The following is a 10,789-nucleotide window of genomic DNA, read 5'->3' on the forward strand; positions in this document are numbered from 1 at the left end:
CCAAAGGGGAGATAAACATGAATCTAACTTAACAGCTTCATGAGACTGCCAAAAATTCGGCTGAGAAGATTGCTTATTACTTTATGGGCAAATCAAGCACATATGCCGAATTAGATGCTGCTATTACGAAGTTTGCATCCGGTCTGGAGAAATTAGGGGTCAAACAAGGGGATCATATTGCGCTGTTGTTGGGGAACTCACCGCATTTTGTGATCAGCTTATACGGAGCATTACGATTAGGCGCCACTGTTATTCCAGTAAATCCAATTTACACTCAAGATGAAATTGGATATATCCTGAATAACGGAGATGTAAAAGTAGTTGTGGGTCTCGACATGATGATTCCACTCGCAGAAAAAGTCCACACCCATCTGCCAAAAGTAGAGCACTTTATTATCTGTGAAACAGACCAAAAAGGATTAGAACAACCGGGTGTAGAAAACCTTTCCGTTTACTCAAAAATGAAATCGTTTACAGACACAGTAGCCACTGGAGAGATCACTTTCAAAGGCCCAGAACTTCAAGATGATGACACCGCAATTATACTTTATACCTCAGGCACAACAGGAAAACCAAAAGGTGCCATGCTTACTCATAAAAATCTCTACAGCAATGCTAAAGATATCGGTGATTATTTAAAAATGAACAGTGATGATAAGGTCATTACTGTTTTGCCGATGTTTCATGTATTTTGCTTAACCGTTGCTTTAAATGCACCATTGTTAAGTGGTGCCAGCCTTTTAATTGAACCAAAATTCAGCCCAAAAGAAATTTTCCGAATAACTAAAGAATACAAAGCTACCGTATTTGCCGGAGTTCCAACTATGTATAATTTCCTATATCAATTTCCTGAATCAAATCCGGAAGATTTACAGTCACTAAGACTCTGTATTTCTGGAGGAGCATCTTTGCCGGTTGCACTTTTAAAGAATTTTGAACAGAAATTTAATGTTTTGATCTCTGAAGGGTATGGATTATCCGAAGCATCTCCGGTTACTTGCTTTAATCCGTTGGATCGTCCACGGAAGGCTGGTTCTATTGGAACATCGATTCTAAATGTCGAAAACAAAGTTGTAAACGAGCTTGGCGAGGAAGTTCCTGTCGGTGAAGTCGGTGAATTAATTGTCCGTGGACCGAATGTCATGAAAGGCTATTATAAAATGCCAGAAGAAACGGCTGCTACGATTCGTGAAGGATGGCTTTATACAGGTGATATGGCCAGGATGGACGAACAAGGATATTTTTATATAGTTGACAGAAAGAAGGACTTAGTTATAGTTGGAGGTTATAATGTGTATCCACGAGAGGTGGAAGAAGTCATTTATAATCATCCTGACATAGTTGAAGTCGCTGTGCTTGGAATTCCTGACCCGAATCAGGGTGAAGCCGTGGCAGCCTATGTGGTCAGCAAAAATCCTGATGTAACAGCAGAACAGCTGCTTGCCTATTGCAAAGAACATCTTGCAAAATATAAAGTTCCCACTACGATTGAATTTTTAGAAGAACTGCCAAAGAATACAACAGGAAAAATTCTGCGGCGTGCACTCAAAAAGCAAGTAACACAGCAGGTTTAATAATTGAAAAATTTTTTTGGAAAAGGCAGGCTTATGGTCTGCCTTTTTCGAATTTAATAGTGAAGGGGTGATTTTAAATGGATAATATTGTTTTAGAGATTCGTCAATACATTGCTGTTTTAACGATTAATCGTCCGGAATCATTAAATGCATTTAATTATGAAACACTTGTTGAACTAGGGGAGAAGGTAGAACAAGTTCGGGTTCACCCCGATGTCAGAGCGGTTATTTTTAGCGGAAGCGGGAATAAGGCTTTCAGTGTTGGAGCTGATTTAAAAGAGCGAAAAACCCTTAGTGATGCAGCGGTGAAACGTAATCTTTATAAAATCAATGAGGTCTTTAATGCGATAGACCAGTTGCCGCAGCCGACGATTGCAGCGATAAATGGTTTTGCTTTTGGTGGCGGGATGGAGCTTGCTTTAGCCTGTGATTTTCGAATCGCAGCGAATGATGCGGTAATGGGCTTGACTGAAACCAGTTTAGCTATTATCCCAGGGGCAGGAGGAACTCAAAGATTGCCAAGATTAATTGGTCAGGCGAAAGCCCTTGAGCTTATATTAACAGCGAGAAGATTACAAGCTGAAGAAGCAAAAAGCTATGGATTGGTTATGATGGTAGTGAACAGAGAGCAGCTTTTGCTAGAATCGACCAACTTTTGCACACGGCTGTTGGCGAATGGCCCGATTGCCCTTCAACAAGCCAAATTTGCCATCAAGAATGGAATGAACACTGATTTGGCCACAGGGCTCCAAATTGAACGAAAAGCCTATGAGGTTACCCTCCCTACTGAAGATAGGATCGAGGCATTGAATGCCTTTGCTGAAAAAAGAAAACCAGACTTTAAAGGTAAATAAACAAAAGCATGGTGGAGATTTCTGCCATGCTTTATTAGTTTATCTTTGTCAGAATGTTTGATAAAATGTATTGTTATATGAGGATAGCACCAGGGGGGATCAGGTTGGCAGATTTTGCAATAGGAAAAGAAGCAACACAATTTAGAAAAGGGATTCAGGCCGGGATAACCATTGGAATCGGCTATTTTCCCATTGCTCTTACATTTGGTCTTTTGGCGAAGTCTTCAGGACTTACAATCTATGAGACTGTTTTAATGAGCTTAATTGTCTTTGCAGGGGCCTCACAGTATATTTCTTTAAGTCTAATTACCTATGGGACGGGAATTTTTGAAATTATCCTCACTACATTCATTGTCAACATCCGGCATTTTTTAATGAGCGCAACATTAAACGAGAGAACTGAGGAAGATCTCTTGTTAAATAAAATGCTTTATTCATTTGGTATTACTGACGAGACTTTTTCCGTTGCAGCCACAAGGGAAGAAACGGTCACAACCGGTTTCATGGTCGGTCTTATCACGGTATCCTATTCTAGTTGGGTGATTTTTTCTGGAGTCGGTCATCTCATTGGAGCAAGTCTTCCTAAAACTTTGCAGGAAAGTATGGGAGTTGCTTTGTATGCGATGTTTATCGGACTTTTGGTACCTTCGATGAAAAAAAATGTTAAGGTCGTTTTTTTTGGCGGCGCTTGGAGCAGTGTTTAATTCCATTCTGACGGTAGGGCATTTTATGGCGCAAGGCTGGGCGATTGTAACGTCTACACTTCTATCAGCGATCATCATTGAAGTGGTTGAAGCTTTGAAAAAACCACAAAGGGGTGGACATGATGCGGAATGAAATCATCTGGATGATTATTGGAATGGGGTTGGTTACATATATTCCTCGCATGCTGCCATTTGTGCTGTTTAAAGGAAAGGAATTACCCGCATTTGTACAAGGTGTATTAAAAAATGTTCCCTATGCAACCTTGGGGGCGTTGATTTTTCCAGCTATTTTATTGATTCAAAAAGGCGATGTATGGTATGGAGTAGTAGGGGCAGTTGCTGCATTTATTGCTGCCTTTTTGGGAGCAAACGTGATAGTGGTCGTCCTTGGTTCTATTGCTGTATTAGCTTTATACTCTTATTTTTTGTAGCCGGATCAAATCCTCCGGCTATTTTTTATGTTCTAAATAACCTTTTTTTTACTAAACTAATTACAGAGAGGTTGTACAAAAAGGGGGACAAAGTATGGCGCGGAAAATGGGGTTCTTTGCGGTTTTGGCCTATATCATATATGGACTGTTTTTTTATTGGTATTTGTTTCACTTTGCAGATCCAAAGCTTCCCTTTGAATATGAAGGAACAAAAGCTGATCCTGCTACATTTTTGAATGGACGGGAATTGATGCTGAGTGAAGAATATTCCAAGATTAGAAATCTCTTGTTTTTCCTTTCAACCCCGTTTGAATGGCTTTTATATTTTCTGATTTTATTATTTGGTTTTTCCAAAGCGTTCAAGCGTTGGGCAGATCAATCTGTAAAATATAAACTTTTAAGGACGCCCATCTATCTGTTTTGGTTGTCCCTATTTGCCTATTTGGCGACATTTCCACTAAATTACATGGGTTATACTTTTTCGAAGTCCTACCATATTTCCACCCAGTCTTTCCCTTCGTGGATGAAGGATGAGCTAATTGATTTTTGGCTTAATTATGGAACTTGGCTCATCATTGTTCCAGTGCTCTACTGGCTTATGAAAAAAAGTAACAAACGATGGTGGCTGTACGGGTGGTTGTTGTCAATTCCATTTACTTTGTTTATGACGTTTATTGAACCCGTTGTGATTAACCCATTGTATAACGATTTCTATCCACTTAAAAATAAGGAATTGGAAACGAAAATATTAGCGTTGGCCCATCAAGCACACATTCCGGCGGAACATGTTTTCGAAGTAAATATGGCGAAAGAAACCAATTCAATGAATGCATATGTAAATGGAATTGGTTCCAATGCCCGGATTGTTTTATGGGATACCACCCTTAACAAACTAAATGATGATCAGATTCTTTTTATCATGGCTCATGAGATTTGCCACTATGTTGAGAAACATATTTATTGGGGAATCGGCATTTATTTAGTGCTATCGCTGTTTGGGCTATATATAACGTATCGATTAATGAATTGGGTCAGCAGCCGTTGGGGAAAAGAATTGAAAATGGCTGATGTGAAGGATATTCGCTCTCTGCCTCTATTTTTTATGGTCATATCGATGCTGATGTTTGCTTCTAGCCCATTTACCAATTTCATTTCACGATATGAGGAAAATCGTGCTGACAGATATGCTATTGAGCTTACTAAAAATCCAGAGGCGGCCATTACTTCGTTTCAGGAGTTAACCCGCTCAGGATTATCTCAAGTAAATCCGCCATTACTTGTGAAGATTTTCCGATATACCCATCCGTCCATGCTAGACCGTATATCAAAACTTGAAGAATATGAAATTGAGCATCGAAACAAATAAAAAACTGGCTAAAGACAAAATAAGGTCTTTAGCCTTTTTATTTGTAAAAGGGCAAGAAAATACGCATTTTTACTAGACAAGCTTTCATAAATTTCATTTACTATACTATCGGAACGAAAGGAGGGGAATGCTTTGCAAAACGAAAATCAAAACCAAACAGCTCCTGATGTCGTCACTATCCTTTGGAGAAGAAACCAAAATGGTTCACGTACTATTGTTGAGGCTACTGTGATAGGCAGTGCTCACCCTTGTGAAAATTGCCTACAGCCTGGCGACCGTTTTTCTGCAGCAAGAACTTGCCTGTTAAACAACGGTTTTCAGCGTGTATTCCAAGAAATGTTTGGAGACTTTGGTGTTTCAGTATTTGTCCGCACATCTACAAACATGGAATGTCAATAATTTAATCGATACGAAAAATGGACCTGTCAAAGTAACGACAGGTCCGTTTTTTGTCAGATAGGAAAGTATGAATTTTCCTATCAGGCATAAGTGCAACTTCGCCTCTGATTTTGCCTAAAGGCCCGCCAATTGGAGGATTTTTTAATGGTATTACGTTCCGAAGCGCTTATTTATTTCTCTAAGTTCACCAGTCAACCGAAAGAATGTCATTCGGTCTCGATGATCAATGGCCGAGTCAATTTTTTTCAGTAATTTTTCCTTTTCCACAGTAAGTTGGATTTCCGACAAGAGCATTTCAATGTAGAGGTCCTGAACGAAATTTTCTTTCATCTTATTGCGTTTCATGGCGCCGATTTTCATTAATTCGGTGTTCGGCTTTTCATTCATGATTATCACCTCTGACGCTTTTTTCTATTATATGGGGTTTTTATGATAATATCAATTAATTTTCAATCTTCTGATAACATTTTCTGTGCATAGAATTTGTGAACAAATTGGCAACATTTTGTGAAACTGGAGGAATTAAATGTTAGAAATGTTAAAATGTTATGTAAATTCATAAAAATAGGAGTGAATAATTTGAAGCAACAAATTAAAGAGTATGAGGTACATTCATCCACCATGTATTTGGCACCAATGAAATACGGGAGTAAAATCTTTACTAGGATTGTGGAAACAGACTCCGAATTCTTAGCTCCATTTAAGCCATTGGAGATTATCAAAAGAAGCTGTGAATATTTTGGCGTGGATTATGAAAGCAGGAAAAAGGGCACGCGACAGCTAATTGGCTATAATCGGAAAATCCCTATAACAATTGAACCAACCAACCGCCTTTTCTTTTTTCCCACTTCTTCTCCTAACCATCCTGATTGTATTTGGTTCTCACACGAGCATATAGAAAAATTTGAGCGTATAGCCCCTAACCAAACATTCATCACGTTTCGAAACGAACAATCCTTCCAATTTCCAGTTCCCATTAGTACCATTGAAGGACAAATGCTTAGAACATCCTATTTAAAAACCAAGCTTTTACAAAGAATTGAGGGAAATAAAAAGCTGTTATACGTAACAAACCAACAAAATTTATTTAAAGCATCTGAGGGTGCTCTTGAATACATCGAATAACCCTCTGTTCACTTTATTAGGGCAAATGTTTTTTTAATAAATAGGTCTCCATTAATTCTTGGACCTTATTGCGAATCCGTGGATTAAAGTAATTATGGTTTTCTTCGTAGCCTTTATAAATAAACATATACATAGTAAAGGCTTCGTCTCGATTAGTTTCAAGTACCTTCAGTTTATTCTTTTTCATGTATTGTTTGACTTGGGCTAATTCCTTCTGAATTTCCTTCATCGTTTCTTCGATTAATTCCAAATATGGCTTTTTTAACTTAAAAGGACTTTTATTGACTACTTCCAGGTCCCGGTTTAAGACAGTTAAGACCATAGGGTAATAAATGGCCTTCTCCATGATATCCCGATCCTGATCTGGAATTCTGGTCATAGTTCCTCGCACCTTTCTAAAGATAGAACTTATGTTCCTATTTTACTAAAAACAATGAAGAGTTTCAACTGTGACTAAAAGCTCGGCTACCTCCCGAGCTTTTTTATTTGCCAATTAGTCTCATTTCGTGAGAAAGTTTTTATTAATAGAAGGATATATCCTAGGGGAAAATAAATGAAAGAAGAAGAAACGAAAAAAATTAAAATACAGTCTTATCTTTTGGAACCAAAATACACGGATGTTAATAGGTGATGAAAATGAGAGCTGATCGGCACCGCAAGAAAAAAAGGGGAAAATGGGCAGCCTTTTTCCTGGTATTTTTATTATTAATCGCTGCAGGAGTTGCTTATTCGTATTTTCAATATCAGCAAGGGGTTAACAAGTCCTTAAAACAAATCAATCAAGATGGGAAAGGGCAACACCAACAAGAGTACACATTCGAAGGAAAGAAAGATCAATATGGTGATACAAATGTATTACTGTTGGGAAGTGATGCTCGCGGTGATGAAAAATCCCGCGCAGATACGATTATGATTGCACACTATAACGAGGATAAAGGAACATTTAAATTAACTTCCATTATGAGGGATTGCTACGTCTTGATACCAGGTTATGGTAAGCATAAGATCAATTCCGCTTTTGCCCGTGGGGGTCCTGAATTGATGAGACAAACCATTAAACGAAATTTTGATATTGACCTTCAGTATTATGCCATTGTGGATTTTCAAGGATTTGTACAATTAATTGACGAGGCATTTCCAAATGGGGTAGAAATAGATGTAGAAAAGAAGATGTCAGCCTATGTTGAAACACCGCTGGAGCCGGGGCTGCAAAGATTAAACGGAAAACAAATGCTGAGTTATGTAAGATTTCGCCATGATGCTATTGGAGATTTTGGCAGGGTCCAACGCCAGCAAAAGGCTGTCAAGGCTATTGGAGACCAGTTAGGCGCATTCACGACAATTGCAAAGCTTCCAAAATTAATTGGAGTAGTATCTCCTTATGTGAATACAAATATGAAAACCTCCGATATTCTATTTATGGGGAAAGATTTTTTTTCCGATAAACGAGGTAATGTCGAAACATTGCGTATCCCTATTGATAATAGCTTTACTGAGCCAAGGATTAGCGGGGAAGGCTCTATATTGGATATTGATCTTGAAAAAAATAAAGAAGCCCTTCACCAATTTATTACAAAATAATCCTTATCTATCGACTAGAATAGAATTTATAAAGAGAAATAAGGAGAAAACGGATGGATTTTGAAACAATTAAAGCATGGTTTACACTACACAATATTATGGAACTAATCCAGCAATATCGGGCACTGGGGCCAATTCCGGGAATCTTATTCATCGTATTAGAGGCATTTTTGCCATTTCTTCCTTTGTTTATATTTGTTATGGCAAATGCAAATGCCTTTGGACTTTGGCTAGGATTTTTATATTCATGGGTTGGGGCTGTTATCGGTGCCTTATTGGTTTTTTCGATCATTCGAAAATATGGACAACAGAAGCTGTTAGGTTTCTTACCCAGACACCCAAAAGTCCGTAAATTGATGGATTGGGTGGAACGTCACGGCTTTGGTCCAGTCTTTTTAATGATCTGTTTTCCTTTCACACCTTCAGCGGTGGTTAATATTGTTGCAGGTCTATCGAAACTTAGCAAGGCCCAATATATGCTGGCCGTTTGCATCGGTAAAATGGTCATGATTTTTACCATCAGTTTTATTGGCTATGATATTCGCTCATTAATCCTTCAGCCATATAGAACAGTGATTGTATTAGCCATTATCTTTATTCTTTGGTATGTAGGCAAAAGAATTGAAGTAAGATTGAATAAGAGTATGGGAACTGACCATAATGGGGTAATAAGTAAAAGCAAAGGGATGCAAAAACGGAGGGGATTCCATGGGAAGTGAATGGAAAAGGGAAGGTATTGAGTGGTTTAAAGCATTTGCAATCGGGATTATCATTTTTGTCTTTATACGCACGTTTTTCTTTTCTAATTACGTGGTTGAAGGGGAATCAATGATGCCAACTCTGCAGGAGGGGAATAAGCTTGTAGTGAATAAGTTGGGCTACCAAGTTGGGGAACTCAATCGCTTTGATGTCATTGTTTTTCATGCAAATGCTGATGAAGATTTTGTCAAAAGGATTATTGGTTTACCAGGAGATAAAATTGAATATCGCAATGATCAATTATATATCAATGGTCATAAATATAAGGAGCCATTTTTGGACGAGTACAAAAGAAAGGCAAACGGGGTGAAAATTACCGGTGATTTTAACTTGGAGGAAATTACTGGTGAGGCTACTGTGCCGGAGGGAAAATTATTTGTTATGGGGGATAACCGCTTAGAAAGCTGGGATAGCCGTCACTTTGGATTTATCTCTACCAGTCAGGTTGTCGGAAAAGTGGACTTGCGTTACTGGCCGTTAAATGAAATGGATGTAAATTTTTGATCTTTAAAGAACCACAATGAAAAAGACCGGGCCTTCAAGCTCGGTCTTTTAGATATTTATTGAATCTTCCTTATACTTCTTTAACTTTCGTATGACAGAAGGTTGGCTAATTCCAAGATATCTAGCCATTTCATATGTTGATTTACATTGCTTGGATGCTTTTACCATCATCCATTTTTCCACTCGTTCCAGTAAAGCCTTGAGGTCGCTGCTTTCTAATAAAAATTGATCGAGGATAGAGGTGTTTTCATGATCAAAGGAGGCTTGTCCAATCATATAAGATGGCAGTGAAGAGGGACGGATCATAGAGTCTTCAGTTGTTAAAATGAGTCTTTCAATTAAATTCTCTAACTCACGTACATTGCCGGGCCATTTGTATGAGAGTAAGATTTCAAATGTAGCCTGGTGCAGTTTTTTGGAAGTTTTATATTTCCTGTTTATCTTTCTACTAAAATGATTTAGCAAAAAGGAGATATCCTCTTTTCGAACACGTAATGGGGGGATTAAAAGTGGAATCACATTTAATCTGTAATATAGGTCTAAACGAAAATCCCCACTTTGAACCATTTCCTCTAAGTTTTTGTTGGTAGCAGTAATAAGTCTGAAGTCAAGTTGTTGCTCTTTACTACTCCCAATTCTCATAAGCTTTTTCTCTTGCAATACTTTTAACAATTTTGCCTGCATCGATAAGGGAAGCTCACCTATTTCATCCAAAAATAAGGTTCCGTTATGAGCTTGTTCAATTAATCCTTGTTTCCCACTTTTTTGAGCGCCTGTAAAAGCTCCTGCTTCATATCCAAATATTTCAGATTCAAATAAACTTGGTGGAATCGTGCTGCAATTCACCTCAATAAATGGTCCTTTGTCACGATGGCTCAGTGTGTGAAGTTTTCGGGCAAACATGCTTTTTCCGACTCCGGACTCTCCTAAAAACAAAACAGTGGCGTCAGTATTGGCAACTCGTTTGATTGTTTTGGAAATTTGCTGCATTTCTTTGCTTCGATAAAAGAGATCCTCTTTTTCCTTTAATTCTTCAACTTGTTTTTGATAGCCTTTAACTCTTTCTTCTAATTGTTCATATTGCTCCTGAAGAAGTCTGATTTCTGTTTGATCAATGGCATAACTAATTACTCGAATGATTTCGCCCTTTTCATCAAAGATAGGAAAGGCTGTGGACATAATAATTTTACCGGTTTTGGTGTTCTGCATAATTTGAGCGGGCTGTTTTTCTTTTAGTACGAGGGCTGTTATCGATGGTGAAAGAATTCCCAACTCTTCAAGGTCATATATGGATTTTCCAATGTAGGATTGTGTCTCACCCTCATAAACGGCCCAATGTGTGTTATTTGTGTATAAAATAATCCCTCTGCCATCGGTAATCGTTATGTTATTATTAGAAGTTTCGATTATTTTATGTAGAATCATTTCTTCAATAGACATAGGGTCCCCCCTTATTATTTATTTGTTATGTGTAAAATATAATTCGGAATTG

12 protein-coding genes and 1 pseudogene are annotated in these 10,789 nt (G+C 38.1%); 10 read left to right on the plus strand and 3 right to left on the minus strand.

Annotation, left to right across the window (positions count from 1 at the left end; genetic code table 11):
- Nucleotides 1-83 precede the first annotated feature (83 nt).
- The 6 genes and pseudogenes from V7083_RS11175 to V7083_RS11200 all read left to right on the plus strand — a co-directional run bounded on the left by V7083_RS11175 (nt 84) and on the right by V7083_RS11200 (nt 5,328).
- Nucleotides 84-1,574 (plus strand): fatty acid--CoA ligase family protein, encoded by a 1,491-nt coding sequence (locus tag V7083_RS11175; RefSeq protein WP_438823716.1) that lies wholly within the window; start codon nt 84-86, stop codon nt 1,572-1,574.
- A gap of 77 nt (nt 1,575-1,651) precedes the next feature.
- A complete protein-coding gene (locus tag V7083_RS11180) occupies nt 1,652-2,428 on the plus strand; it encodes an enoyl-CoA hydratase-related protein (protein ID WP_335477676.1) in 777 nt (258 codons plus the stop codon).
- 104 nt (nt 2,429-2,532) lie between these two features.
- A pseudogene (locus V7083_RS11185) lies at nt 2,533-3,265 on the plus strand (AzlC family ABC transporter permease).
- A complete protein-coding gene (locus V7083_RS11190; protein ID WP_335477677.1) occupies nt 3,255-3,563 on the plus strand; it encodes an AzlD domain-containing protein in 309 nt (102 codons plus the stop codon). Before V7083_RS11185 ends, V7083_RS11190 begins: the two are co-directional and overlap by 11 nt.
- Before the next feature lie 94 nt (nt 3,564-3,657).
- Nucleotides 3,658-4,929 carry a M48 family metallopeptidase gene (locus tag V7083_RS11195; RefSeq protein WP_335477679.1) on the plus strand — a complete coding sequence of 424 codons (1,272 nt, stop codon included), beginning with the start codon at nt 3,658-3,660 and terminating at the stop codon, nt 4,927-4,929.
- A gap of 132 nt (nt 4,930-5,061) precedes the next feature.
- Nucleotides 5,062-5,328 (plus strand): hypothetical protein, encoded by a 267-nt coding sequence (locus V7083_RS11200; RefSeq protein ID WP_335477681.1) that lies wholly within the window; start codon nt 5,062-5,064, stop codon nt 5,326-5,328.
- Nucleotides 5,329-5,478: 150 nt separating this feature from the next.
- Here V7083_RS11200 and V7083_RS11205 read toward each other — a convergent pair whose 3' ends face one another.
- Nucleotides 5,479-5,715 carry an IDEAL domain-containing protein gene (locus V7083_RS11205; protein ID WP_335477683.1) on the minus strand — a complete coding sequence of 79 codons (237 nt, stop codon included), beginning with the start codon at nt 5,713-5,715 and terminating at the stop codon, nt 5,479-5,481.
- Between the two features lie 183 nt (nt 5,716-5,898).
- On the opposite strand from V7083_RS11205, the gene V7083_RS11210 reads away from it, so the two are divergent.
- Complete coding sequence (locus V7083_RS11210) at nt 5,899-6,453, plus strand: competence protein ComK (protein WP_335477695.1); 555 nt, start codon at nt 5,899-5,901, stop codon at nt 6,451-6,453.
- Between the two features lie 16 nt (nt 6,454-6,469).
- On the opposite strand, the gene V7083_RS11215 is transcribed toward V7083_RS11210, so the two are convergent.
- Nucleotides 6,470-6,832 carry a hypothetical protein gene (locus V7083_RS11215; RefSeq protein ID WP_335477685.1) on the minus strand — a complete coding sequence of 121 codons (363 nt, stop codon included), beginning with the start codon at nt 6,830-6,832 and terminating at the stop codon, nt 6,470-6,472.
- A gap of 257 nt (nt 6,833-7,089) precedes the next feature.
- Between V7083_RS11215 and V7083_RS11220 the strand changes: the two genes are divergently transcribed.
- Genes V7083_RS11220 through lepB form a run of 3 tightly spaced genes read left to right on the plus strand, consistent with a single transcriptional unit; the run spans nt 7,090 to nt 9,297 of the window.
- Nucleotides 7,090-8,034, plus strand: coding sequence for an LCP family protein (locus V7083_RS11220; RefSeq protein WP_335477687.1), 945 nt, complete (start codon nt 7,090-7,092; stop codon nt 8,032-8,034).
- A gap of 53 nt (nt 8,035-8,087) precedes the next feature.
- A complete protein-coding gene (locus V7083_RS11225) occupies nt 8,088-8,753 on the plus strand; it encodes a TVP38/TMEM64 family protein (RefSeq protein ID WP_335477689.1) in 666 nt (221 codons plus the stop codon).
- A complete protein-coding gene (gene lepB, locus V7083_RS11230) occupies nt 8,743-9,297 on the plus strand; it encodes a signal peptidase I (protein ID WP_335477691.1) in 555 nt (184 codons plus the stop codon). The genes V7083_RS11225 and lepB overlap by 11 nt, the downstream gene beginning before the upstream one ends.
- Before the next feature lie 48 nt (nt 9,298-9,345).
- Here the strand turns inward: lepB and V7083_RS11235 are convergent, their stop codons facing one another.
- Nucleotides 9,346-10,737: a sigma-54 interaction domain-containing protein gene (locus tag V7083_RS11235; RefSeq protein ID WP_335477693.1), complete on the minus strand. Its 1,392-nt coding sequence runs from the start codon at nt 10,735-10,737 to the stop codon at nt 9,346-9,348.
- Between the last annotated feature and the right edge of the window lie 52 nt (nt 10,738-10,789).

It is taken from the genome of Bacillus sp. JJ1764, from assembly GCF_036962145.1.
In the GTDB taxonomy this organism is placed as follows: Bacteria; Bacillota; Bacilli; order Bacillales; family Cytobacillaceae; genus Neobacillus.

What these genes read in the sequence shown, in the direction of transcription:
- V7083_RS11175 (WP_438823716.1), top strand. Translation starts at nt 84, where the DNA reads ATGGGCAAATCAAGCACATATGCCGAATTAGATGCTGCTATTACGAAG.
- V7083_RS11180 (WP_335477676.1), top strand. Translation starts at nt 1,652, where the DNA reads ATGGATAATATTGTTTTAGAGATTCGTCAATACATTGCTGTTTTAACG.
- V7083_RS11190 (WP_335477677.1), top strand. Translation starts at nt 3,255, where the DNA reads ATGCGGAATGAAATCATCTGGATGATTATTGGAATGGGGTTGGTTACA.
- V7083_RS11195 (WP_335477679.1), top strand. Translation starts at nt 3,658, where the DNA reads ATGGCGCGGAAAATGGGGTTCTTTGCGGTTTTGGCCTATATCATATAT.
- V7083_RS11205 (WP_335477683.1), bottom strand. Translation starts at nt 5,715, where the DNA reads ATGAATGAAAAGCCGAACACCGAATTAATGAAAATCGGCGCCATGAAA.
- V7083_RS11215 (WP_335477685.1), bottom strand. Translation starts at nt 6,832, where the DNA reads ATGACCAGAATTCCAGATCAGGATCGGGATATCATGGAGAAGGCCATT.
- V7083_RS11220 (WP_335477687.1), top strand. Translation starts at nt 7,090, where the DNA reads ATGAGAGCTGATCGGCACCGCAAGAAAAAAAGGGGAAAATGGGCAGCC.
- V7083_RS11225 (WP_335477689.1), top strand. Translation starts at nt 8,088, where the DNA reads ATGGATTTTGAAACAATTAAAGCATGGTTTACACTACACAATATTATG.
- lepB (WP_335477691.1), top strand. Translation starts at nt 8,743, where the DNA reads ATGGGAAGTGAATGGAAAAGGGAAGGTATTGAGTGGTTTAAAGCATTT.
- V7083_RS11235 (WP_335477693.1), bottom strand. Translation starts at nt 10,737, where the DNA reads ATGTCTATTGAAGAAATGATTCTACATAAAATAATCGAAACTTCTAAT.